Origin of the sequence: Spirosoma sp., from assembly GCF_026391055.1 — a bacterium.
GTDB lineage: Bacteria > Bacteroidota > Bacteroidia > Cytophagales > Spirosomataceae > Spirosoma.
This window is the reverse complement of sequence record NZ_JAPLET010000009.1, coordinates 1-25,546: the sequence shown is the minus strand read 5'-3', so window position 1 is coordinate 25,546 and position 25,546 is coordinate 1. Positions and strand designations below refer to the sequence as shown.

Sequence of the window (25,546 nt, the reverse complement as noted above, 5' to 3'; positions counted from 1 at the left end):
TTTGTATTCTTTGTCACCTCCTCGAATGACACTTGTATCTTCCAAGGATAAAATATCTAGTTGGTTATCAAATTGGGAGAATGGATTTCTGCCCATCCGCGAATTTTTTGTTACTCTGTGAATTAGTCTAGCCATGGCTTTTTTTTTGAAAGGTAGGAGAGAGCCTACTTGAACCAAAAAAAATTAGACCAATGCTCCTTTTTATTCGACTAATTACAATCATAAAGTAGGTATGATCTTTGTCTAAGATTAAAGCTGCTACCTTATAGAAAGGTCTAATATGTAAGATAGGGACGTACTCCACCTTGCTATATCTTGTAGGATACAGCAAGGCGTTTAGGGCATATTGCCATTATTCGTTTATAAAGGGCCTTCGATAAATTTTAATAGTCTAAAATGCCTTATCAACCGGTAAGTAGACAATCATAATCAGAATTGAGGCATCCATATGCTAAGAATAATAGTTGACAGTTATTAAAATAAACCGTCCAATTAAATGCCCGTTGCTTCCCATAAGTAAAGGTAGAATTGGGTATATCTCAGTTGGCTAAGGTCTCAACTAGCTATCTCATAAATCAAAGTCTCTTTTTGGGTAAGGTGTTGAATGGATGAGACCTATAGGGGTTCATCCGATGACGGTGGTAACGTCCGTTGCTCTTCAAGGCTGCTCTACAGGGGGCTGGTCAGCATGGGCCTACATCGATGCGTTCATAAGAGATTGTGCGGATATTACATACGTTAAACGGCCGTTAATGATATGTAAAATAAGAAAAGTCATTGTGGTCTTTTAATCTAAGCTCCCTTAAGAGTAGAAGTGTATAAGTAAAACAAGTGCATTATGCTCGTCATGGGTTTGTTACGAACAGGTCATCCTATATACTGCCCTGACAGGTTGTCGGAGTAGCCCGTTTTTCACCATGAATACCCAATAAGTGATCAGGTCCTAAAAATTTAAGGAGCAGTATCCTTCGGGACAGACAAAAAAGCTAGCTTGCCTCAATGAATGCAGATGACCAGAAAACGAGCCCGAATGCGGATGAAGAACTTGACGATCCGTATGTACACACCCTGTCAACGCAGGAGTTCGTCGAAACCATCGAACGAGCCAGTCAGGAAGAGAAAGACAATGCAGTAACGCCAAACGAGGACTGATTTTATCTGCTAACCCATGGATTACCCCGCTAATGCTGTTCGTCATGTTTGGCTAGAGAAGATGCGCAGTTGGCCGGGGACTTCGGGAAGGAAGAAGTTTTGTAGAGAATTTGTACTTGGCTAATAATTGGCAAAGAATATACTTTTATTCAGTCAGCATTAAAGATTGTGTTATTACAAGATTGGCTGACCGAATCAGGTTATTAATTCCACTCAGCTACAGACCGATTCTTCCGGTTGACTCCTGGCAGTAGTCTTACAGTAGCCCCTGGTTTCACCTACAGATTATTTCACTTATTCCCATCAACAAGCCGAGTTACTTAATTTTAGTCAGTGGCTGGAGGAGTTCATGGCCAGCGAGCTGTTCACTACTCGAAAAGCTCGCTACCTAACTCTTTATCAACGTCTGAAAGTGGTGGAAGATGGGGAAACTAGAGACTTTTTGTGGCAGGAAGCGGATTAGCTAGAAAACACGCTCAAGTTCTAAAAACATGTTTGTCTTACACCTGTAAGACAATCGCAATTTAGTCTTACAAACTGTGTTACTTATCATAATTCAGGCGGCTGTTGCAGAAGTCTGAACTGGAGCTTAGGAGCTAAATTTAACTACCGGACAAAGGCTATTTGATGGTTAAAAATCACCTTTTTGCAGCGATAAGATAAGCAGGCATCGACTTTTGCAACAGCCACTGCAATCAGGTTAACGCATAGGGTTATATCTCCTTCTCATGGCCTAAATCTGCGATCTTGCATCCGTTTCGAGTGATAATCAACAAACCAAAATTATCAGACTCGCAGGAGCTGGATTCCTTACCAGCCTGATCATACCGTACATACTTCAAGTCTGTAATTTCCCCTTTATTATTTCGCTTGATCACCTGTACCTCTGCGTTAATGCCGAAGCGTTGAAGAGCTTGCCGTTTGGCAGTTTCAATCTGCGTAGTAGTAGACACTCTTGTCACTTTGATCTCTGGTTCCTCCAATGCGCTTAGACTAGTGGTGAACCCTGTTAACAGAAAGATGATAGCCGATTTCATAGTTTGTGAGTTGAGGTTTAAATCTGTTCTATAATCTGAGAGAATGTTGATTTTGAAGCCGTTTGTAGCGGTTCTTTACTCATAGTTGGTAGACCAATCTACAGATAATGCCTTGATATTATACTAGCCTTTTACTCTCTCTTTCTGAGTTACAATTCGCCCTGTTTTCAGGGTTTGTGTAGAGCATGTAATCTTAGAACAGTTCATTAACATAAGATTTTATATGCACCTTGACTACGAATTATACAATTTAGGAATTAATAGCCACTTTGGCGATGTTTCACTCAAAGTTAGTCAGACCTTAACGTACACTAAATAACCGGGCTACTTATCAGACCCGCTATCAGAAGCATACCATTTAATAACCCTGTTTGGTAAGTTGGCCACTTCTGGCGTCCTTGAGCCAAACTTTAATCCTATCACAATGCCAACAGGGAGTGTCAAATTTTTCAATGAGAGTAAAGGCTTCGGCTTTATTAAACCCGACGACGGGGGCGAGGATGTGTTTGTGCACATTTCAGCGACTAACGAAGAACTTAGGGAAAACGACAAAGTAACCTACAATGTCGAGCAGGGCAAGAAGGGCTTGAATGCGGTCAACGTTAAACGTACCTAAGGCCATTGGGTCAATCACTAGGCAGTAGAGACAGAACAGGCTTGGCGGCCTGTTCTTTTTTTGTAGAGGTAATTCGGTTAGCTAAAATGTACTGGTCGTAAAGGGGGATTAGATTACCTTGTTTAAGCTGGTTAATAGGTGAGTCATTTACAAGAAATACGTTAGCGATCAGGCCTTTGTTAATCTTTGTACTAGCAGCGTCATGTAGTACTCCCCAATTAGAATTTTCGCCATCGCGATTTAAGCAACAGGCAAAATAGGTGTTACAGTTAGTCATACTTTTCATAGCCTGCATCCACAAAAAGCAACCTTTTCGTGAACGCTTTCTGGCTCCCAAGAAAAGGTTAGATCATTCCCATAATTCAGAATGAGCGTTCATGCGGGCAAGGGTTTCCCTGGACGAAATCACTATAACTATAAAATGTATTTATCCAAGGAGTAGCAATTAAATTCTTCTCCAGACATGAAAAATCAAGAATGGTATATTTAGAATAAGGCTTTAGCTGGTTTTATCGCACTAGTTTAAAGATATAGCCCCTAGATCGTAGCAGACGCAAGAGATGCCTTCATGATCCGATGTGGCCTCATCGTTTCAGGCCAAACGTGAGAAATAGACCTACCAGCACCACCGAACCACCCACACCAAGAAAAACTTTTCCGGTAACTTCAGACTCTTTTGCCGAGGTAGATACTGGATAATTGAGCCGATAGCCGGACCGGGTCATAGAAGTAGGCCACCTGCCAGCCTTGCCAGAACCCACCCGGATCCAGGGATACAACCGAACCGACCACATTGCCCCGTCGGGCTAATTCAAGCACCACCCGGGCCCCCACCGAATCGCCGACGGCATCAATGCCTAGGAGCTGGTGCTGGGTTAAGAAATCGGTTACCGCATCAGCCGTCAGCCGGGTATGAATAGATACCTCCCCGACCAGGGCAGGTGACTGCCCGAAACGGGCAGATCCAGCGCAATAACCTCTTGGTGAATGGCTAACTCACCGACAATCAGATCCCAGACCTTAAGGGAACTTCCCAGGCCATGGATCAGTAACAGCGGCTTATCGGCACCACGCCGGGCATAATTCAAGAATATAGGTAGTGGTCAGTAGATCTTAACTTTCAGAAATGGCCTGTCCACTAGTAGATGGATGGCACTCGATTAGGCAATGGTCTTGGTAACACCCCCATCTACCCGGACGGCAGCTCCGTTCGTGGCAGAAGCCAGTGGGCTCGACAGATAAGCCACCAAATTGGCTATTTCCTGGGTTGTAGCAAACCGTTTGATGATAGAGGTCGGGCGGGCCTGTTTGAAGAAGTCCTTTTCCATTTCCTCTACCGACACCTGACGGCTGGCGGCCATACTGCCGATAAAGTCACCAACCCCTTCGGATAAGGTCGGGCCAGGCAACACCGTATTAACGGTCACTTCGGTACCGGTGGTCAGTTCGGCTAACCCCCGCGAGATGGCCAGCTGAGCCGTCTTCGTCGTGCCGTAGTGAATCATCTCCGTCGGGATTTGCAGCGCCGATTCACTGGAGACAAAAATGATCCGCCCCCATCCGTTGGCCAACATGTTGGGGAAATAATGACGGGAGAGCCGAACTCCGCTCATCACATTGACCTCAAAAAACTTGAACCAGTCTTCATCGGATATCTGCGTAAACTCCCTGGGCTCAAATATGCCCACGTTATTGATCAGTATGTCTACCTGAGGTAGCTGGGCCAACAAGGCGTTGATTTCCTCGACCTGGCTGAAGTCAGCCGCTATGCCTCGAAAACGCGTACCGGGCAATTCAGCCGTCAGTTGATGGACCAGGGCGTCGACTCGCTCCTGATTTCGGCCATTGAGTATGACTTCGACCCCTTCCTGAGCCAATGTTTTAGCAATCGCCAACCCAATGCCAGCCGTTGATCCGGTTACCAAAGCCGTTTTTCCGCGTACCTGCAAATCCATTTTTTTCGTGTTTAAACGTTAGTTCTTTAGTCAATTAGGCCTAGTGCCCGCTGGTCAGGATGGGTACACTTTGCACGATGCGATTGGCTCAACCCATACGGCTACGCGTTGTATCACAGGATTATAGGTGGCCATCAGGTTAAGATGGTAATCTATTGCCAGGCCGTCACCAGCAGCCTAACGGTTTCTGGTGACGGTCGAGCTACGGATATGCTTAGCCTTAAAGCTAGACGGTGATTCCCTGCGTAAAGAACAACAGGACGTTGTCGTGGCTGTAGTTTTGGTGCACGGGCTTGTTTGCATCAACGTCGCCAGCCACAAAATTGTAGGTGCCTGGATAGTTGCCATCTTGTGAATCTTCTACGCTTCCGGCCAACGTTCTGCCAGCCATCATGCCATAACCAGCCAGGCTAAATGTAAAAGCATTCGTCGTCTCATCAATGACAGTCACCTCCGAGACTAAATACCCCCCTTCTTCCGTCTCCATCAGGGGTTGCTGGGAAGCCAATCGTGCTTGTAGATACTCGTAGGGCGTTTGCATGTTGTTTTTTCTATAACAACCAAGGCGACACGCTCACTGTTCATAGACTTTGTATTGCCCCATTATTGAGGCCAGAAGACGATTGGTTTTTGGTGAGTAACGTTTTAAACAAGCAGGGTTGTTAGGGCAACAGCAATAGGCGTTTTTGTAATGACGATAAAGCCAAGCAGTTTGTTCGGCTGGAATCTGATTGGCCAATGGTGCTGCGGGAAGCCATCCTGGCTTGTCGGAAAAGCGGCACGGTTTCGGTTATCGGCGTGTATGGCGGCTTGGTCGACAGTATTCCAATGGGTGCGGCCATGAACAAAGCCCTGACCTTCCGAATGGGCCAGCAACACGGGCAGCGCTACATTTCCCGGCTGCTGGATCATCTGCAAAAAGGAGAGCTTACTTCAAGGTTTATGCTCACCCACAAAATGTCGCTTGATAAGGGCATGAAAGGCTACGATCTGTTCAATAAAAAAGAAACGATGCGGGTTGTTTTTGCGCCACAATAAGGGATTAGGCGGCTGGTCAGGCAGGAGGAAGCCCGCGATAGCGCGTCAAGACGTCGGGTTTCCATCCGCCTGACCAGCCGTCGCTTCTAAACTAATGAAGCTGTTTACCGTTTTTAGTGAGACGAAGGAGTGTCCATGAATTTGATATATAAATAGTAGACTTTTTTGCGTGTATAAGAGAGTCTGTTAACGTTTTGCCCAGCATTCAATACAAATTACAATTGAAAAAAAAGGGGATCCGTTAGGGCTTTTTAAGGCAGGTTGCCAAAAAAAACAATCGCATTCGGTATCCCTTTATGGCTCGACGAACAAACGCCAACAACCAGGACGATAAAGCAGCATCCGGATTTGTCCGCGTGCGGGGCGCTCGTGAGCACAACCTCAAAAATATCGACGTCTCCATACCACGCAATCAACTGGTGGTTTTCAGCGGTGTCTCCGGCTCGGGCAAATCGTCCCTGGCCTTTGGCACCCTCTATGCCGAAGCACAGCGACGGTATCTTGAATCGGTTTCCCCGTATGCCAGACGGCTGATCGATCAGGTGGGCGTGCCGGATGTCGACGCGATTGACGGCCTGCCGCCCGCCGTCGCCCTTCAGCAGCAACGCGGCACGCCCAATGCCCGCTCGACGGTAGGTAGTCTGACGACCCTCTCAAGCCTGGTGCGCATGCTATACTCGCGCGTGGGCACCTACCCCGCCCGCCAGACGATGCTGTATGCAGAGGATTTTTCCTTCAATACTCCCCAAGGGGCTTGTCCCCGCTGCCAGGGCATGGGCCGAGTGCATACCATGACCGAAGAGTCGATGGTTCCGGATCCGTCGCTGACCATCCGCCAGCGGGCTATTGCTGCCTGGCCCACGGCCTGGGGCGGTCAGAACCTGCGCGACATTTTAGTCTCCCTGGGCTATAACATCGACATACCCTGGAAAGACCTGCCCAAAAAGGACCGACAGTGGATTCTCTTTACGGACGAGCAGCCGACAGTTCCTGTCTATGCGGGCCTTACCCCAACCGAAACGCGTCAGGCTCAGCGACTGAAGATGGAACCGAGCTATCAGGGAACCTTCAGCAGCGCCCGGCGAAACCTGGAGCACACGCTGGCCCATACCGACAGTGCCGCCATGCGCAAACGCGTGTTGCAGTTTATGATTAGTAGCCCCTGCCCGGTATGCCAGGGCAAGCGCTTAAAGCCCGAAGCCCTTTCGGTTACCTTCGCCGGCTATGACATCGCCGATTTCTCCCACCTCTCCCTGGACCAACTGGCAGACGTTATCACCCCGGCCGCGAATGGCGAGTTTGCCGCCGACATGAATTCGTCAACGTCGCTGGTGAGTCGCCAAGCGGCAAAAGACGCGCTGGATCGGCGCCTGCAGGCAGGTGGTTCAGCGCACAAGGGCGCCCCGGATGTGCGCCGTACGGATGATCTCTCGCCGGAAAAGCGCATCGCTGCCCAGCGCCTATGCGGTGACCTGCTGGATCGCCTGACAACGCTCATCGAGCTGGGCCTGGGTTACCTGTCGCTTGACCGTAGTACGCCCACTTGCTCATCCGGTGAGTTGCAGCGGCTGCGGCTAGCCACTCAACTATCCTCCCAGCTCTTTGGGGTCATCTATGTGCTGGACGAGCCGACAGCCGGGCTGCACCCGGCCGATGGCCACGCGCTCTTCGACGCCCTGGACAGGCTCAAAACGTCGGGCAACTCGCTCTTCGTGGTCGAACATGACGTTGAGCTGATGCGCCGTGCCGATTGGCTGGTTGATGTTGGCCCTGAAGCAGGCAGCGCGGGCGGGCGTATTCTTTACAGTGGAGAACCACAAGGCCTTAGGCAGGTCAGCGAGTCCCGCACCAGGCCCTACCTGTTTGAGGAAACAGCCCGGCTCTCGTCCTCCAACCGTTCCCCTACAGGCTGGCTACGTCTGGAAGGAGTCCGACGAAATAATCTCCAGGGGGTGACTGTTTCGTTTCCGCTGGGTTGCTTTACCGCCGTAACCGGTGTCTCGGGGTCTGGCAAATCCAGCCTGGTGAGCCAGTCTCTGCTGGATCTGGTAGCAGTGCATCTGGGTATGAGACGGGAAGAGGCCGAGGAAGATACGCTGGAAAATACCCCCGCCGAAAAAACCATCGGTCGATTGGGGGGCGATATCGAGGCCATCCAGCGCCTGATTGAGGTGGATCAAAAACCAATCGGACGAACCCCACGCTCCAACCTGGCCACTTATACCGGGCTTTTTGATCAGGTCCGAAAACTCTTTGCCGCCACGCCGGAAGCCCGTAGGCGACACTTCGATGCCGGGCGTTTTTCCTTCAACGTCGCCAAAGGGCGGTGCCCCACCTGTGAAGGAGAAGGCCAGGTCAGCATTGAGCTGCTGTTCATGCCGAGCGTGTATGCCCCTTGTCCGACCTGCCATGGCACACGCTATAACGAAAAGACGCTGGAGATCAACTGGAACGGCAAATCCATTGCGGATGTGCTGAACATGACGGTTGAGGAAGCCTGCCTGTTTTTTGCTCAGGAAGCGTTGGTGTTGCGGTCCCTCGACACGCTGAGGGATATTGGCCTGGGTTATCTCAAACTTGGGCAAAGCGCGACCGAGCTTTCCGGCGGGGAGGCCCAGCGCATTAAGCTCTCCACCGAACTGCAACGCACACAACGGGGCACCACCCTTTACGTGTTAGACGAGCCGACCACCGGCCTGCATCCGCGGGATGTCGACCGGCTTTTGGTTCAGCTTAACCGCCTGGTTGATGCAGGCAATACCGTTATCGTCGTCGAGCATGATATGCGTACGATCGCCCAGTGTGATTGGGTAATCGACGTGGGACCCGGAGCCGGGAATCACGGCGGCACGATCGTTGCGGCAGGCACTCCCGCTGAGATTGCCGCGTGTGAGGCAAGCCGCACAGCTCCTTTCCTTTCGAACATCCTGAAGTCCGAGCTAAGTCCCCCCTAACCAACGTCATTACAAGTCAATGCGCTACTAAGTTAGTTTCATCTTGGGCCACTGCCTCCTGGTAGTTTAACAGAACTACCAGGAGGCAGTGGCCCAAACAAGAGGTTGCTATTTTAGTGGCGTACCATTTTACCTCAAAATACCCTCCATTTCACGAGACGCTGATTTTTGATTCATGACAGTTTTGTACTTTCTTAACGCTCCTCAAATAGCTTGATCCAGACATTTTCTTTGTCATATTCAGTCCACTTAGGCTATCCAAGCTTAAGTGTCGGGGCGGTTGACCTGTTAATTGGAGCCGTCGAATGAGCAGAAAACTGATTTGTCGACCGTGGTCCGTGTCGACCTAAGTCAGGCACGAACATGTCCCTAAATCGTTACGTTTGTACTAGATAATCTGGTTCCGCTTACGAAACAGGACACAGGCCCCACAAACACCAAAAGTCCCAACTATCCAGCTTGTCACTGAATAATTGGGACTTGTTAGTTTAAAACAGACAGCCTAGCTTTTCGAGTTGGCTTTTTCGATCTGCTCTACCTGCGCGTGGCCTTCGGGGATGGGGGGCGCTAACTTGGGCTCACCACCGATGGGCTGGGCTTTCATTTCGCGGAACTCGCTACGGCCGTCGAGCGAAGGACCCTGCGTCCAGCGACGGTTCAGACCCGCCGAGGGCTCGTCTGGGTCGATGTTCGTATTGACAAACGCATAGCTGAATTCCTGATGCTCCTGGCTCTGGGGGAAGCTGTTGGGAATGGGCAGCACATTGCGGATGTCGCCGTTACCCAGCTCTTCCAGTACAGCCAGCCATTGCTGCTGGTGCATGGTGTCGCGGGCAATCAGGAACGAAAGCATGTCTTTCATACCGGCATCGTCGGTGAGTTCGTATAAGCGCGTGGCCAGTACCCGACCGGTCGACTCGGCCATGACGTTGGCGTACATATCGGCGGCAATGTTACCCGAGCTTACCACCCACGATCCGTTGAAGGGTACACCGTTGGCATCAGCCGCCAGTGCGCCCAGTCCACCCGAGAGAAAATGGCGGGGATCGCCACCACCCACAATCTTTTCCATGAGCGTGTCGCCACCCACGATGCTCTCGATTACCCCGCTCGATGCCCCTTCCAGGTTGAGCGACACCGCCGTAGCCAGCATTTCAATGTGGGCCATTTCTTCGGTGCCGGTGTCTAACAGCATGTCCCGATACCGTTGGGGACCACGTGAATTCCAGGATTGAAACAAATATTGCAGACATACCCGGATTTCGCCTTCAATGCCGCCAATGGCCTGCTGTAAGGCCCGTGCAAATTGTGGATTGGGTTTATCGACCCGTACTTTAAATTGTAATTTCTTATCGTGATAGAACATGCTGATCGGGTTAAGGGGTTATTGATTGTTTTTGCGGCTGCTGCCGTTGCTACCAGTACCGGAACCGCTCGACGTGCTGCCGTTGCCACTGCTTTGGTGCATTTTACCCTTACCGCCCGACTTACTGCCCATCGAGCCTTGTCCTGAGGTACCCGCGCCCGTCTGGCCGTTGTTGCTGCCAATACCGGCTCCGGATGCCGAACCGCTCGTTCCGGAACCAACGGTCGACCCGGCGCTATGGCCATTGGTGCCCGATGTGCCGGTTTGGCCCGACGCCGTACCACGACCCGAGTTAGTGCCGCTCGTTTTATGGGTGCCGGAACCGGTTGTGCCGCCCGAAGTATTAGCTGTATTGCTGCCCGATTGCGCCTGAGCGCCAATGGCCACTGCTACCAGCAGAGCGACTGTCATTAGTGAAGTTTTCATGCGTTGAATTGGTTTAAGTATTTGTATTGCACTCGTTAGATTAACAAACTGGCTTCGGGAAATCCCCGAAAGAATGAGCGCATGTGAGGAAACGGCCGACTGGGTCAGACGCTGCGTCACCCCAGTCACGATCAGCTGATTTTGGCACCGAGGTATTCCCGATTCAGGCGGGCTATATTCTCCAGCGATACGGATGCTGGGCACTCTACGGCGCAGGCACCGGTAAAGGAGCAGGCCCCAAATCCTTCCGAATCCATCTGAGCCACCATGCGCTCGGCCCGTACCCGCCGTTCGGACTGTCCCTGCGGGAGCAACGCAAAACGCGAAACCTGCGCACTCACGAACAGCATGGCCGATGCGTTTTTACAGGCTGCTACACACGCACCACAGGCAATGCAGGCGGCAGCATCCATAGTGGTCTCCTGTATCTCATGCGATACCAGTATTTCGTTGGCTTCGGGAGCTGCTCCCGTGTTGACGGAGATGTAGCCCCCCGCCTGCACAATCCGGTCGAAAGCCGAGCGGTCGGTAGAGAGGTCTTTGATAACCGGAAATCCCCGCGAGCGCCAAGGCTCCACAATGATGGTGTCGCCATCGTTGAAGCTGCGCATATAGAGTTGACAAACGGCAGCACCGGTTTGGGGGCCATGCGCCCGGCCGTTTACGTACATGGCGCAGGAGCCGCAGATCCCTTCCCGACAATCGTGGTCAAAAGCAATGATCTGCTCGCCCTTATGGGTTAATTCGCCGTTCAGAATGTCGAACATTTCCAGAAACGACATGTCCGGGTCGATATTAGCCAGTTTATATTCGACTAACTTTCCCGGTGTACTCGTGTTCTTCTGTCGCCAGACTTTGAGTGTTATATTCATACAATTGATTCTGTTTTGCCATATCGACTCCTCGGGTCGGCGCAGCTTTAAAATCTAGTGTTTATACCTTCCCTTTATAGTCCCAATGATCCTTTATAACCGCTCCGCTGGGGTCTTTCAGCAGTCGGCGGGTAAACTGGTCACCTTTTATAATACCCCGGTCGTCGGCTTTGCCGATGAACAGAAGTACAGGGTTACCCTCTTCATCAGTTTTTGTGGCAACGTCGTATCGGCCAAACGTAAAGGCGACCATCTGTGATGGGCCATACTTTTTATTGAGGTGTTTGAGCAGCCGTTCGCCTATTTTCATTGTGCTCTCGTTTACGGGTCACAGACACTAGATTGTTGGCGAACCGCCTGTTACCTGAACGGTGCTACCCGTCATGTAGCTGGAATCGTTGGACGCCAGTAGCACATAAACGGGTGCCAGCTCGGCGGGTTGACCGGCGCGTTTCAGCGGTACATCCTGCCCGAAAGTCTTTACTTTCTCCGGGGGCATAGTCGATGGAATAAGCGGGGTCCAGATGGGGCCCGGCGCTACGCAGTTGACCCGAATACCTTTCTCGGCCCATACCTGACCCAGATTGGCCGTAAAGTTCTGAATAGCGGCCTTGGTGGCGGCATAAGCCAGCAACTGCGGACTGGGCTTATATGCGTTTACGGAAGTCGTGTTGACCACCGTACTGCCGGGTTTCATGTGTTCCTCGGCTGCTTTGCAGAGGTAGAACATCGCAAAGATGTTGGTGCGGAACGTGCGGTCCAGCTCTTCACTGCTGATGTCCTGCAGGGATTCGTGCGCCATCTGGAAGGCGGCATTGTTAACCAGAATATCCAGTCCACCCAGCTCGCTGACGGCCTGTTGGATAAGCTGTTTGCAGTGAGCCTCATCGCTGATGTCGCCGGGAACGAGTACGGCTTTCCGACCGGCTTCTTCCACCAGACGGGCCGTTTCACGGGCGTCCTGATCTTCGTTCAGATAGGAAATCAAAACGTCGGCTCCTTCGCGGGCAAAGGCAATGGCTACGGCCCGGCCAATTCCTGAATCGCCCCCGGTGATGAGCGCTTTCCGGCCCGTTAGTTTGCCTGACCCCCGGTATGTTTCTTCGCCGTGGTCGGCTTTGGGCTGCATCTCGGCTTCGGTGCCGGGAACAGACTGTTGCTGATCGGGATGAGGGGGTTGCGGATATTTAGTCAGCGGGTCCTGCTGGGTCGATGCGAAATTTTGGGAAGTTGGATTCATAACGTATTTGTTTTTTGAATTGCCAATACGTTATACTATACCTGTCTTATACCAAATCGTTTGGCAAAAAAAGCGGGAATGAGGTAGCGGTTCAAACCACCTCATTCCCGCTTTTTTGGGTTATTGGTTACTGGAAGAAGGCAACCCTATTGGCCCACGTTGGGCATAGTCTGTGACTATGCCGAGCGGCCCGGGCCATTTTCTCGACCAACACCATCTGTATTTCAAAAAAAGCCCGACATGGATGTGCCGAGCTTTTTGAATGGTTAATGGGGTGCTTTCAATAACCAATAACCATTCTACTACTTCCGGGCCACTACCGTTGGGTTTGCCAGGACCAGGGTGCGTTTTTTGGCAACGATCCAGGCGGCCCGACGGCCAATGTTATTACTATTGTAGCCAATCCACATGTACCCGTTTTCGCCCCAGCTGGTGCCCCATGAATTTTTCATGAGCCAGGCCTGGCGAGCGTCGTCCCAGCCAACCAGCAGGATGGCATGGTTCGTTGATGGGTTGGCCGGATTGCTGGGGGTTTCATTGAACGTGCCTCCGGCATAGTTCTGGAAAAGAGGAGTTACCTGCACACTGGCGGCTACGGGGCCATACTTACAGATGGCTGCTTTGATCTGGGCGACCGATGCAATTTTGTTGATGTCGCCGGAGGGATCGACAACACCCCAGGATACTGCCCGGTAATCGGTAGCGGGAGTCGCAACCGGACAGCTGCCGTTCGTACCGGTATCGGGGAAGTTGGCTTCCGTAGCCAGTCGTTTGTTTTGGTTCACCAGCCACTCCATCACTTTATAGGCAAAGCCACCGCTACAGTTGCCGCCACCAGAGCAACTGACTGCATATTGCTCAGAGGCATCAATTCCGGTACTGGCCGTACTGTTGACTTTAATGTAACTCGACTCATACGCTCCTACGGCCGAATAGGCCCAGCAGTTGCCGCAGCGCTGGTTACGAACCGGCGATACCAGATTGGCTACCCGGGCATCGTATTTCGCTTTGTCGGCGAAACAGACTTTTTGCAGGTTTTGAAGGAGGACGCTATACCGCGGATCGAGCCGCATACTGGTCACCTGCGTTTTAATTCGGGCGCGTTCGGCTTCCGACAGCTCGTTTTTTTCACCCGCCAGCACGGCCAGGCTCAGCGTCGATACACCGGTGTTAGCCACCTGGAAGGTAAGCTTGCGGCTGGCAATCAGCTTTCGCTGTTCGACAAGTGTGGCTTTAAGCTGAGCGGGGGCCTGACGTTCGCGGGCCTGATAAATTTGGGGCAGCTCGGCAGGTGCCTGAGCGAACAGGGTTTTGGTAGCCAGAAGGCACACGGCCAGCAAGCTGGCACGAAGGGAAATTGGTTTCATGATAAGAATAGGGATTTAATAAGCTGGGTTAAAAAATAGTAATCGAAAAGGTCTGGTAGCGTGTGTCTTTGGGTAGCATTTTCTCCCAGGGCCGGACGTATTGAAAGCGTAAGCGAACCCACCCTTTTTTTACCGCCCTGAAGGTAAACTGGTCTGTTCCCGGCCCGCCGTCGAGGTTATTCGCGGCTATATAATGCTTTGATATGAACGTAACATGAGTACTATCGGCGGGGCTAGCCAACTGCCAGGTGTAGCCTGTACCGATGGACGATGGCATTGAGACGATAAATACTTCGCCCTGCCTGACCCGTCTGGCCGAGTCCTCCGGCGGCATCAGATTAGTGCAACTCAATACGATATGCAGTAGTAGCCCGATGGTCATGACTGGTAGTAGCGAATGAGCCTTTGCCCATAGCATACGGTAAGATTGTGAAAAGAAAAGACGTGTTACTGTTGTTTCAGAAGGTTAGTCGCGAACGCGTTGAGGGATGGAAACAAGAGGAGTAACTTAGGCAGAAAATGACCCGGGTGGAGAAAGAAGAATGGATCGGCCAGACTGATTCAGCCGGGTAAGCAATCGTCCGGGCGGGGCGGCCCATGTGGGCACAATTACTGGTTTGTAACGAAGCTGGCAGCGTTTACACCAGCGGATACTGGTTGGTGGGACGTACGTTATGCATCTCCAGCGAACGCATGAACGGAATGCATAGCACGATGGCCACGGTCAGCAAGAGCAGGCTGGCAAATAAATCCTTATCGGCCAGCAGCATCGCCTGGGCGTCTACTTTTTGATACATAAGCTGATCGGCAGCGGCCCGGGCGTGCTGTGGGTCGAATCCTGCCTGCGTAAATCGGCGAATAAGCAGCTGAACCTCCTGCTGAAACGAGCCATTTTCGCCTGTAAGACGACTAATCAGGTTGTTGCGGTTAATCGCCGACCGCTGAAATAGTGCATTATCCCAGACCGAGCCTACCGTTACCAGACCAATAACCGACCGGGCGGCTACGCTGGCAAAGGCCCGATGCGGATTGTCGGCCACCAGGATATCGGTAGAGGCAAAGGTCGACAGGGTGGTTAAAATTAGCCCGTAGGCAATGCCCTGTAGAAAATAAAACAGGTATAGATTGGCGGGGTCGATGCCAGGAGAAATAAGCACGACGATGTAGCCGTACGACAGCATGTAACAGACAAAGCCGGTTAGTAAAAGCAGTCGATACGAAACCTGACGGGCCAGCAGCCAACTGCAAAGCGGGAAGCTGATGAGGTAAGCCAGCAGTGTCGATACTGTCAGTCGGCCCAGAAACCAGCTATCCCCTTTAACCAGCCCCAAGGCAAACTGACGGGCCAGCGATGACGAATAAATGAACAGGCAAAGTACCAGCATGAGCAGTATGCCCAGCCGAATTTGTTTATACTGGCCGAAAATCCGGAGGTTCCAGTAGGGTCGTTCCTGCCGAAGCTCCCAAAGTACAAACAGGGTTGCCACCAGTAAAAAAAACACTACCGACCAGTCGATAATGGCTGAGCTGAACCAGTCGTAATATTTTCCGAAATCAGCAATGAAGGTGAATAGCACGCAGGTTAGCGTCAATAATACCGCGCCTGTCCAGTCGACTTCCGAAAGCGGGACTTTAGGCAGCAGACGCTCACCATGAAAGAGCAAAGCGGTTATACCAATCGACGCCAGAATGGCGGGTACCGATAGCCAGGCGGCATAATGCCAGTTGTATTGGTGAATGAGCCACGCCAGACTTAGGTCGGCGAGGAGCGCCACCGGTTTGGCAATGGTGTAGTATAAGCCGTAGAAAAACGCCCGGTTATTGGTGGGGTTGAAACGCGCCATCAGAAGCCCGATCATGTCCAGCGTGACCATACACTTGGTGATGCCGATGCAGAAATTAAGCAGACAGAGACCCGGAACAAACGCCATCTGGCCCGCTGCCAGTGCCAGGACGAGCTGAAGCAGCAAAGCACCCAGCAGTAGGTCTTTTTTCTTGAAAAAACTTCGAAACCGGTAATAGAGTGGGAGGGTACACAGGAACCCAATGGCATTGGCCTGAATGATGAACTTGACGTTTTCGGCTAGGGTACCCAGTTCGCCGGTCAGCTCCGGCAGCATATCCGTGCTGAGCCCGAACACAAAACTTTGCAGAATCAGTAAGACGATAACGCCCACATCACGTAACCACGAGGGCACCCAGTCGTAATAAGGAAGCTGATTCGCCATGATCAACAAGTATTCTGATTGTAAGATGCTAAGCCACAGAGAAACAGAGGTTTATGGGCAGGCTCTGTGTGCATAGACAGATACCGCTGTGCGCTCTGTGTCTCTGTGGTTAACAAAAAAGGCGTGTCTGATCTGACCGGGTGGCGTTCCAGAACCCGACACCCATGGTCTCTAAAAATTTGCTGACAGGTTTACAAAGTAATACCCGCCATTAAACCCAAATTGCGTGGCGCTACGGCTGTAGACGAACCGCCCGAAGGAGGAGTTATCCAGTGCTGCGGCCCCGTATCGCTCCGGCGTCGGGTAATTGGCCACGCGGAGCCGGTCAGGATAAATATCGAACAGGTTATTTGCCCCCACCGTCATGTTGAGGTTTTTCAGGATGCGATACGACAAACTCAGGTCGGTGATGAGTTTAGGATTCTGGATCTCGTCCAGTGCGGGGTTGGCCGGGTCGTAGGCCTGTACCGTGCCAAAGCGCGAGAAACGCAGCACTGCCCCAAACTTACGGAGCCGGTAGTTGAACGTCAGCTGTATTTTACTTTTGGGCTGGGCTACCGTTAGCCGGGCGCTGTCCTGCCGGTTGAACAGGAAATTGCCGAAGGTGGCATCCGTTGGCACGTTGGCGGGCCGCTGAATGTCGCCCACGAGTTTCGTCTGGTTGAAGTTGGCCGCCAGTGTTATGTCCAGCGTACCCGTTCTGAGCCGTGGGTTGGTCGCAATGACCACGTCAATTCCCTGCGTTTGGGTGTTTACGGCATTGGCGAAAAACTGGGCGCTGTTCACATCCGTTTGCCCGGCCCCGTTCAGGATATTGGCCACAATAAGACCCGCTCCCGCTGTACCGCGCGAAAACTGGTTGCTGTAGATAATGCGGTTGGTGATGTTGATCTGGTACGCGTCTACCGTAACGCTCACGTTCGGCAATGGCCGCGAGGTAATACCGATGCTGTAATTGGTCGAGCGTTCGGCACCCAGTGGCGGTACGCCAAAGGCCTGAGCAATTGGGCTGTCGTTGCGGAACGTACCCGTTTGGCGGGGCTCAAGAATGGTGCCGTTCGATACGAAGACTGTGCTGATGGCGCTGAAATACCGCTGGTGTAAGGAAGGTGCCCGGAAGCCGTTGCTGATAGAGCCCCGCAGCGAAAACGCTTCACTGAACCGATAACGGGCCGCTATTTTCCCGGCTAGGTTTCCGCCGAAGTCGCTGTAATACTCATATCGACCCGCTGCATTCAGCAGCAGGCGGGTTGTCACATCCGACTCAAGGTCGATGTAGCCGCCGTACACGTTCCGGGTGGCATTGACCGCGTTGGCAGGCTGGTAGCCCGGAAACACCTGCGAGCCGCCAATCTGGCCCGATGTGGGGCTGAAGTTCAGGTACGAAGCCGCTTCACCCGGTTTGATGCGGTACTGATCGTTGCGATAGGTGAGGCCGGTAGCCACGTTGAACGACGTTAACCCAAGCTGCTTCCCGAAATCCTTGGCGGCACTGACATCGGCCGAGTTCTGGTAAAAGCTGAGTGTACCGGCATAAAATGAAGTGGGATTGTTTTGAGTACCCAGGTACGCCAGCGATGCGTTGTTGGAGTTGGTTACATCAAAGCGGAACGAGTTGCCGCCATACACGTTGCTGATATCCCATCGCCAGCCCATCGTTTCGCCATTAACCCCCACCAGCAGCGACTGGTCGTTGATACTCGACTGAATATTGGGCAGGAATCCATTGGGATAAATAGACGTAATTACCTGCGAGGTCTGGTACGGATAGCGGTAGAAACCGCCCGCCAGCCCACGCCGGTAGTTGAGTCCGCCTGATGCGTAAAAACTGGCGTTGCTGTTGGCAATCGGAACGCGGGCATTCAGGAAGAAACCGGCGTTGTCGACGCGGGCGTTACCTACCTGGAGGTTGTTCTTCAGACTGAAATTATTCTGTTGAATCAACGTCTGGTCTTGCTGATACAGGTTCTGCCGACGCGCTACGTAAGCCGCAGCACTCTCGCCCGATTGCTGGCCTACATTCCAGTTAGTGTAAACCGGTCCGGTGTAATCGCCCGCGCGATTGGTAGCGCCCCGGTGGCGAAACTCACCCGTAAGGCTCAGAAAACCTTTTTCGCCGAGTTTAAAACCGTGGTTGATACCAATTTGTGCCACCTGACCATCGCCTTTGTAATACTGCCCCACCTGGGCATTGACCGTTGTGCCGGGCCGTTCTTTCAGGCGGAGGTTAATGACGCCCGCAATGGCATCGGAGCCGTATTGCGAGGACGCCCCATCGCGCAGCACTTCAATCCGCTCAATCGCCGAACTCGGAATGGCGTTCAAATCCGTCCCTACCGAACCGCGACCGATGGTGCCGTTTATGTTAATGAGGGCCTGGTTGTGCTGACGCTTGCCGTTGAGCAGCACCAGTACCTGATCGGGGCCAAGGCCACGCAGGGTGGCCGGGTCGATGTGATCCGTACCGTCCGACACCGTTTGTCGAGACGAGTTGAACGACGGGGCTACAAAGTTCAGCTGCTGGGTCAGGTCGATCTGGCCCGTCGCCTGTAAATCACGCGATTGAATAACGTCGACCGGCGCTACCGTTTCGGTGCTGGTGCGGGCCTGGGTCGAGCGCGACCCCACGACTACCACTTCATTAAGGCTTGCCAGCCCTTCCACGAGTTTGACGCTCACGGTGGAGGTGTTGCCCGCCGTAACCTGAACCGGGATATTCTGGGTTGTATAGCCTACAAAACTAAAGCGGAGAGTGTACGAGCCCGGACCAACCGACAGGTTGTAAAGCCCGTTTGCATCGGTAATGGCACCGGCTGTCTGGCCGGTTACCAGCACCGAAACACCCGGCAGACCGGTTCCCGTGGTGGCATCGGTTACCTGTCCGCTAATGGTTTGGGCGGACGTTGTGAGCGCAATAAACAAGGAAAAGATACTGGCCAGAATCAGCCAGCGATACAGGTATGTGTTTCTCATAGTTGAACAGCAGCGAGGGGTTGACGGCGGTTCACGGCATGGTGATCCACCAGCCTCACTCTGCTGACAACTACAGCGGGGCTCCTTTCTCTTTTGTTACAATTGATTATTTAGCCAATGGACCAGGATTCACGGCTTACTCCGCCTGGTTCAACCATAGCCGGGTTGCGGTATTCGGACTGCTGGTATAAGGCAGCGGTTAAGCCTGTAAGGGTTTGGGCTGGGAAATGCCCAAATCCAGCTTCTGCCGGAGTTTTGCCGCCGTGCAAAACGCCAGAATCACGCACAACCCAATGGTCGACACGGTCAAGATCCGGAAGTGTTGCAGGACATCATACGCATACCGGCCTAACAGATCGCTCGAAATAAACGGGGTAAAAATGAGTGCGTTGATGGCAAAAATAATCAATAGAATGTGGCGGTTCCGGCTCTTCCGTTTGAACGAAATAAGCAGGTAATAAACCAAATAAATAACGGAAGGAGCAATGTAAAGAAACGCATATTTCTGCTGGTGCGGGAATAGCAACGGCGTCACCAGAAACAGGTATGAACACTCCCAGATCGTCTGAATTTTATCCGTATTGCGTTTGAAGGGAAGGCTTCTGAGAAAATACAGGGTAGCCGCTACAAAAATCAGCCGGGCAATGTTGGTAACAAATACAGCCTGCTCGGGGGTGAGCGTCAGAACGTTTCGCTGTATGTCAATCTTATTGTGCGTTTCGGTCAGGTACACGGGAATCAGGCTAACGAGACTATGGGTGCCCAGATCGGCTTCAATGGCGTTTTCTGCGTTACCCGGATTAATAACCAGCCACCATTCTTTCAGCAGAAATGTGTTGAAATCGAAGCCAAAGGCAAGAGCGGGTGCAATCAGGAAGAACCCAAAGAACAGCAGGGTGTACGCAAAGCCCGTGAAGTGCCGTCGGTAAATCAGGTACGGTAGAAAGATAAGGGGTAACAGCTTGGTTGTGCAGGCAAACCCGAACAATATTCCCCCTACGACCGGGCGATTTTTCTCGAAAAGAGACAAACTTTCCAGGGTGGCCCACATCAGAAAGATTGTCATCTGGATCATCGAATAGTTGTACAGTAAAAAACGCAGCGACAGAAAGAAAACTGCAAAAATCCAGATTCGATGTTCTTTCTTCGTCAACACGGTCATGTCCAGATACCGGGTCGTTAACACCCATATTCTGTACAGCAAAAACGTCGACAACAGCAGCCACGCTAGTTCAGGAATTACAAAAGGAAGGTAGCTGAATGGCAACAGCAATAAGGCGAAGAATGGACTATAATAGTACTGAAGCCCTTTGGCAAACGGTGGCCGGTAAATATTCTGTTGCGTAGCCAGTTTATGGCCGGCATCCAGAAATACATCGAAATCGCCCCCCTGAACAGCACAGAAAACACAATAGGCAAGAATGATAACGGCCAGTACGATCGATGCGGTTGAATACTTCGGCGATTGGTTGCTTAATGGGCCTGCTGCCGTCATGATTGTGAAAAAGACTGATTAACGTTGAGTTTTGTCGGCCAGGCCGTGAGAAATAAGGCCTTCTCTTACAAGCCTTATCACCGGCAAAGTAAGTCTATTTTCAGGTTATTGTAATTAGTGTTATAGACTTACTGTGTTAATAAACGTACCGGTTAAGTTTTTTTAACGGTGCACGCTCGCGTGCACCGTCAATTGGCTTACTGCTTACTGCTTGGTCAGCCCGGCAGCTTCGTCAACGTTTCGAAATCGCCCACCTTTTGCAGGTACTGTAAATGGCTCATCACGCCATGAATATTACTCACCAGTCCGTGCGCTTCGGGCAAGGTTGCGATGTGCAACTGCGTATGCTCATTCTCGCCTTCAGCCCCGGTCGATTTATCGTTCAGAGCCTGTATATCGGCCAGTGGCATTCGCCGTTCGAGGTAAAAAAAGTGCAGTGCTTCGTCGCTGGTGGCGGTAGCTGAGTACAGGGGTTTATTAAACAGCGGGGTCAATTCGGATGAGTCAACGTCCAACTGGGCTTCTTCACCCAATTCCCGCGCGGCCACCTCAATGGGTGATGAGTCTTCCTCATCGACCATCCCGGCGGGGTGTTCGTAGGTGAAGTCGCCGTTGCAGATGCGCCGTTGTTTCACCAGCAGCACGTATTTTTCGTTCGTTTCTTCGGCAATCAGAACCACCAGCATGGAAACGGCATCGCCTTTGAGAAAGCAGATCGGGTTCATGGTTGTGCCCTCCGGGGTGTTGGCGTCCAGATTGAGCAGGGCGTATAAAATGCTGCCATCTTTCTGCGCCCGATGAATATAAAGTGGATTAATGTGGTTGATGGAAATCTGGCTTTTCAGCAATTGAGCCCGCCAGTTTTTGTATTTCGATGCGTCGTTGAGCTGTTGGGAGTCCATTGTAAGTTTAGTTAAGTACCCGACCGCATGGCACCGGCTACCCGGCCTGCCGTCGGGTACAAGAGATTAGGGCTGCTGGCTGAGGAAAATCTTGGCAGAGTCGGAGCGGAGGGTGAACCCTTTATCAATTTTCTCAATGGCATACCCTTTTTTGTCGATGTACAGACTATCCTGTTCAACCTTCCAGGTGAAGGGTGTATCTCTTGACACCATGCCCATCTGTAAATGATTCATGCCTTTGCCGTCTTTGCTGAAGCTATAGACGGCCTTTGACCCCATCAGGCTGGCCAGATTGGTGCTGTCGATGCCTTTTGTCGAATCGATATTGTACGTAGCCGCAAACTGCTTGCTGACGAAATCAATATCCCGGGTACCGGTTTTGCAACCGCTGAGCAAAACTAGACCAAGGATTGCTGTTCTGATTGACCAATAAATCATAGTATCGTTGGGTTGAGAAGCCGCTTATAAACTGGCATATCTTGGCCGCAGCAGATCAGGAAGTACGTACTGGCCGAAGTCGTCGATGAACCGTTCGTGTTCAAGGTTAACGTTGTGCAGAAAAAGCTGTTCGAAACCCAGGTCGATATACTCCTGCAACCACGCCATGTGCTGGCTGGTGTCTGCCGAGATATGAACCATCTTATCCACTTCGGCCAGGTTGACGAGTTCACCGGCCATATCGAACTGCTCGGGCCGGCGGAGATCGGTAAGCATACCGTTCGGAAAAATGTTACCCCGCCACTGATCGTAAGCCCCGGCTCTGGCATTCTCCAGCGTATCGGCGTACGAAAGCTGTACTTTCAAATGCATGGGCTTACCCGCGCCACCCCCTCGCCGGAAAGCCTCTACGACTTCCCGGAGCTGATCGAGGGGCTGCGAAATGGTTAATAACCCATCGGCCCAGCTCCCTACCCATTCGGCGGTTTTGCTGGTTACGGCGGCACCAAACAGCAGTGGTTTTATGGCGGGCCGGGTGTATAGCGTTGCTTCCTCAACCGTCACCAGCCCCTTATGCGTAACGGTTTCGCCATCCCACAAGGCCCGGATAATGTCGACACACTCTTTCAGGCGGGCGTTGCGGTCGGCTTTCGCGGGCCACTTGTCGCCGGTAATGGCTTCGTTGAGAGCCTGCCCGGTACCCATAGCTACCCAGAATCGTTCCGGAAACATGTCGGCGAGGGTGGCGGCTGCCTGCGCAATAATGGCCGGATGGTAGCGCTGACCGGGGGCGTTAACTACCCCGAATGGCAATGCAGTTGCCTGTAAAGCGGCCCCTAACCACGACCAGGCAAAACCACTTTCGCCCTGCCGGTTGCTCCACGGATGAAAATGGTCTGATGAGGAGCCCGCCGTAAATCCCGCTTGTTGCGCCAACTGAATATAATCCAGTAAGGTGCTAGGCTTAAATTGCTCGTGCGATGCGTGATAACCTATTCTTAGCATAACGTTGTGTCTATAATAAATGCTGTAAGATGAAAAATGAACCCGTTAACGGTTGTACACAGTGGTCCATTCCCGAAGGCGGTGTTCTATGGTTTGGTCCAGTTGCCCGGGAAGCAGCCGCCAGGTCCAGTTGCTGGCGTCCGAAGCCGGGGTGTTCAGCCGGGCCGATTCGTCCAGGCCGAGCACATCGGGTAAGGGTAAAATGGCAGTATTGGCAACCGACGCATACACCAGCCGACCCAGCACCAGATGCACATCGAGCTGCGATACCGGATGGCCTACGTAGCGTTCCAACTGGCTGCGGTGTTCGTGGCTGCTGTCCTGCCGGTACCAGCCCACGCTTGTGTTGTTGTCATGCGTACCGGTGTAAGCGATGGAGTTGAGCGTATGGTGATGCGGTATATTCACGGTTTCGGGCATGTCTTCGCCAAAAGCAAACTGAATGACTTTCATGCCCGGCAAGCCGAATTGATCCCGTAACGTGTATACATCAGCGTCGATGTCGCCCAGGTCTTCGGCTACAAAGGGCAGTTCGCCTAATTCGCTTTGCACCGCCCGGAAAAAGTCGGCCCCCGGCCCCGGTTTCCATTCGCCCTGAATGGCTGTTTCCTCGTGAGCGGGCACTTCCCAGTAGCTGGCAAAGGCCCGGAAATGGTCCAGCCGCAGCAAATCGTAGCGTTCCTGATTCTTTCGCAGGCGGTCGATCCACCACGAATAACCCTGTTCTTTAAGCGTATCCCACCGAAATACGGGCATGCCCCACCGCTGGCCGTTAGCGTTGAAGTAATCGGGCGGCACACCGGCAACACCAATCATGGCACCGTCTTTATCAAGGCTGAAAAACTCCGGGTTTGCCCACACGTCCACCGAGTCGTAATTCATGTAGAACGGCAGATCACCGAAAAGCTGAATGCCCAGGGTGTTGCAATAGCTTTTCAGTCTATTCCACTGGCTGGCAAACATGAACTGGAGCCATTTTACCTCCCTGATAGCCTCCGTCTGCTCGGCCCGGAACTGGTCCAGCGCTTTGGTCTGACGGGATTTATACGGATTTGGCCAGCGGTGCCAGGGCTGATTATTGTGATGCTCTTTCAGAACGGCGTAGAGAGCAAAGTCGTCGAGCCAATCCGCTTCCTGCTCACAAAACCGGGCAAAGTCGTCGTTGCTGTCTGTCTGCTGTCTGGCCGTTTCGTAAGCCTTTTTGAGGAGTTCTTTTTTTGTTCGGTAAACAGCTTCGTAATCAACTTCAGAAGAAATGGGCAGATGACAGGGTGGTAAGTCGGCCTCTGTCAGCAAGCCATCTTCAACCAGCCAGTTAGGGCTGAGCAAAAACGGGTTGCCCGCCATGCTCGATATGGCGCTGTAAGGCGAGTAAGCGCATTCGCCCGCTACCGGGTTGAGCGGCAGCACCTGCCAGTACGTCTGCTGGCTGCGGCTGAGGAAATCAGCGAATGCCACAGCTTCCGGACCAAAATCGCCAATGCCAAAGGGCGATGGCAGTGAGGTAATCGGAATTAGAATGCCCGCACTGCGCTCATTAGGCAGTTTTTCGAGGGTTAGTACGGCCAGCGGCAGTTTATCAAATAAATCGGCCACCAGAAGGCCATCAGTCGCTTTGCCCTCCTGCTCGATCAGGCGGTGCTGCCAGGTAGTGGGGGCGCCATCGGGCAGGATGACGCGCGTATCCAACCACGCCAGACCCAAGGCATCCGTCTTCTGCTGGCGGCACAGCCGAGCCAGACCCAGCGGTACCACCACTACATACCACAACTGCTGATACCGACGGGCAAACGCCAGCACATGCTGTTTGTAATGCCCTTCTACCGACAAGGGCACATAATGTCCGTGGGCAAACAATTCGGGGTGCTGGTTGCGCTCGGCTAATAGAGTATGCACAAGCCACTGCTTGATCCGGGCATCGTAACGGGTATCCCATAGGTCCGGTAAGAGGGTTTCCGGGTCATGGCTCATTAACTCGTTCAGTGCCTGCTGGCGAGGGGCAAAGTCGACCGGTCGCCGGTTGTCGGGATCGACCAGGCTCAGGTCCCAACCCTCGCAGCCCTGATAAATATCCGGCACGCCCGGACTGGTGCATTTGAGCAGCACCTGCGCCAGCGAGTTGATAATGCCAAAGTCGGCTATGCGCCGGTGAAACTGCTGGAAACTGGCCCAGAAAGGTCGTTTGGCGTCGAGCAGCTGCCGGGCAAACGTTTGTGTGGCGGCTTCGTAGGCTTCGTTGGGGGCGTCGTAAGTTGAATTACGTTTGGCTTCCCGCATGGCTTTTTGCAGGTACTCTTCGAGCCGGTCTGCAAAATCGGGATTCTCCTGACCCGGCATGGGGTAGGCCCCGATTAGGGTCTGGTAAATAAAATACTCGTCGTTGGCGTCGGGCGCTTCGGAGGTGGTGTCGCTGCCCGTATCGGTCGACTTCAGGTCTTTGTTGAGCTGCTGCCATTCCTGCACGGCGGCAATCCATTCGTCG

The 25,546-nt window shown here is 52.4% G+C and carries 22 protein-coding genes; 4 read left to right on the top strand and 18 right to left on the bottom strand.

Features of this window, described 5'->3' with window-relative positions; genetic code table 11:
- Positions 1-999: 999 nt before the first annotated feature.
- Entirely contained in the window at positions 1,000-1,152 is a 153-nt protein-coding gene (locus NT073_RS01010; protein ID WP_297367403.1) for a hypothetical protein, read from the top strand.
- A gap of 713 nt (positions 1,153-1,865) precedes the next feature.
- Here the strand turns inward: NT073_RS01010 and NT073_RS01005 are convergent.
- On the bottom strand, positions 1,866-2,189 hold the full coding sequence (locus tag NT073_RS01005; RefSeq protein ID WP_297367400.1) for a hypothetical protein: 324 nt from the start codon (positions 2,187-2,189) through the stop codon (positions 1,866-1,868).
- A gap of 424 nt (positions 2,190-2,613) precedes the next feature.
- Between NT073_RS01005 and NT073_RS01000 the strand changes: the two genes are divergently transcribed.
- Positions 2,614-2,805 carry a cold-shock protein gene (locus NT073_RS01000; protein ID WP_297367397.1) on the top strand — a complete coding sequence of 64 codons (192 nt, stop codon included), beginning with the start codon at positions 2,614-2,616 and terminating at the stop codon, positions 2,803-2,805.
- Positions 2,806-3,707: 902 nt separating this feature from the next.
- On the opposite strand, the gene NT073_RS00995 is transcribed toward NT073_RS01000, so the two are convergent.
- The 3 genes from NT073_RS00995 to NT073_RS00985 all read right to left on the bottom strand — a co-directional run bounded on the left by NT073_RS00995 (position 3,708) and on the right by NT073_RS00985 (position 5,268).
- Positions 3,708-3,893: a hypothetical protein gene (locus tag NT073_RS00995; protein ID WP_297367393.1), complete on the bottom strand. Its 186-nt coding sequence runs from the start codon at positions 3,891-3,893 to the stop codon at positions 3,708-3,710.
- Positions 3,894-3,965: 72 nt separating this feature from the next.
- Positions 3,966-4,760 carry an SDR family oxidoreductase gene (locus NT073_RS00990; RefSeq protein WP_297367390.1) on the bottom strand — a complete coding sequence of 265 codons (795 nt, stop codon included), beginning with the start codon at positions 4,758-4,760 and terminating at the stop codon, positions 3,966-3,968.
- 226 nt (positions 4,761-4,986) lie between these two features.
- On the bottom strand, positions 4,987-5,268 hold the full coding sequence (locus NT073_RS00985) for a hypothetical protein (protein WP_297367388.1): 282 nt from the start codon (positions 5,266-5,268) through the stop codon (positions 4,987-4,989).
- 230 nt (positions 5,269-5,498) lie between these two features.
- Between NT073_RS00985 and NT073_RS00980 the strand changes: the two genes are divergently transcribed.
- On the top strand, positions 5,499-5,798 hold the full coding sequence (locus NT073_RS00980; protein ID WP_297367384.1) for a hypothetical protein: 300 nt from the start codon (positions 5,499-5,501) through the stop codon (positions 5,796-5,798).
- Between the two features lie 296 nt (positions 5,799-6,094).
- Positions 6,095-8,752, top strand: a complete 2,658-nt coding sequence (locus tag NT073_RS00975) for an excinuclease ABC subunit UvrA (RefSeq protein ID WP_297367381.1) — start codon at positions 6,095-6,097, stop codon at positions 8,750-8,752.
- A gap of 502 nt (positions 8,753-9,254) precedes the next feature.
- Here NT073_RS00975 and NT073_RS00970 read toward each other — a convergent pair.
- The 14 genes from NT073_RS00970 to malQ form a co-directional block, all read right to left on the bottom strand.
- Positions 9,255-10,118: a manganese catalase family protein gene (locus NT073_RS00970; RefSeq protein WP_297367378.1), complete on the bottom strand. Its 864-nt coding sequence runs from the start codon at positions 10,116-10,118 to the stop codon at positions 9,255-9,257.
- An 18-nt stretch (positions 10,119-10,136) separates the two neighbouring features.
- On the bottom strand, positions 10,137-10,544 hold the full coding sequence (locus NT073_RS00965) for a hypothetical protein (RefSeq protein WP_297367375.1): 408 nt from the start codon (positions 10,542-10,544) through the stop codon (positions 10,137-10,139).
- A 131-nt stretch (positions 10,545-10,675) separates the two neighbouring features.
- Positions 10,676-11,416 (bottom strand): succinate dehydrogenase/fumarate reductase iron-sulfur subunit, encoded by a 741-nt coding sequence (locus tag NT073_RS00960; protein ID WP_297367371.1) that lies wholly within the window; start codon positions 11,414-11,416, stop codon positions 10,676-10,678.
- A gap of 61 nt (positions 11,417-11,477) precedes the next feature.
- Positions 11,478-11,726: a hypothetical protein gene (locus NT073_RS00955; RefSeq protein ID WP_297367368.1), complete on the bottom strand. Its 249-nt coding sequence runs from the start codon at positions 11,724-11,726 to the stop codon at positions 11,478-11,480.
- A 27-nt stretch (positions 11,727-11,753) separates the two neighbouring features.
- On the bottom strand, positions 11,754-12,656 hold the full coding sequence (locus NT073_RS00950; protein WP_297367366.1) for an SDR family oxidoreductase: 903 nt from the start codon (positions 12,654-12,656) through the stop codon (positions 11,754-11,756).
- A gap of 302 nt (positions 12,657-12,958) precedes the next feature.
- On the bottom strand, positions 12,959-14,023 hold the full coding sequence (locus tag NT073_RS00945) for a C1 family peptidase (RefSeq protein ID WP_297367362.1): 1,065 nt from the start codon (positions 14,021-14,023) through the stop codon (positions 12,959-12,961).
- A gap of 28 nt (positions 14,024-14,051) precedes the next feature.
- Complete coding sequence (locus NT073_RS00940; protein WP_297367359.1) at positions 14,052-14,405, bottom strand: protease inhibitor I42 family protein; 354 nt, start codon at positions 14,403-14,405, stop codon at positions 14,052-14,054.
- 256 nt (positions 14,406-14,661) lie between these two features.
- Entirely contained in the window at positions 14,662-16,251 is a 1,590-nt protein-coding gene (locus NT073_RS00935; protein ID WP_297367356.1) for a hypothetical protein, read from the bottom strand.
- A gap of 171 nt (positions 16,252-16,422) precedes the next feature.
- Positions 16,423-19,224: a TonB-dependent receptor gene (locus tag NT073_RS00930; RefSeq protein WP_297367353.1), complete on the bottom strand. Its 2,802-nt coding sequence runs from the start codon at positions 19,222-19,224 to the stop codon at positions 16,423-16,425.
- A 199-nt stretch (positions 19,225-19,423) separates the two neighbouring features.
- Positions 19,424-20,719 carry a glycosyltransferase family 87 protein gene (locus tag NT073_RS00925; protein ID WP_297367350.1) on the bottom strand — a complete coding sequence of 432 codons (1,296 nt, stop codon included), beginning with the start codon at positions 20,717-20,719 and terminating at the stop codon, positions 19,424-19,426.
- Positions 20,720-20,934: 215 nt separating this feature from the next.
- Positions 20,935-21,621: an NUDIX hydrolase gene (locus tag NT073_RS00920; protein WP_297367347.1), complete on the bottom strand. Its 687-nt coding sequence runs from the start codon at positions 21,619-21,621 to the stop codon at positions 20,935-20,937.
- Between the two features lie 66 nt (positions 21,622-21,687).
- On the bottom strand, positions 21,688-22,059 hold the full coding sequence (locus NT073_RS00915; RefSeq protein ID WP_297367344.1) for a hypothetical protein: 372 nt from the start codon (positions 22,057-22,059) through the stop codon (positions 21,688-21,690).
- A gap of 24 nt (positions 22,060-22,083) precedes the next feature.
- On the bottom strand, positions 22,084-23,064 hold the full coding sequence (locus NT073_RS00910; protein ID WP_297367341.1) for a TIGR03885 family FMN-dependent LLM class oxidoreductase: 981 nt from the start codon (positions 23,062-23,064) through the stop codon (positions 22,084-22,086).
- Between the two features lie 45 nt (positions 23,065-23,109).
- Positions 23,110-25,546, bottom strand: a 2,437-nt coding sequence (malQ, locus tag NT073_RS00905; protein WP_297367337.1) for a 4-alpha-glucanotransferase, incomplete at its 5' end; no start/stop codon positions are given.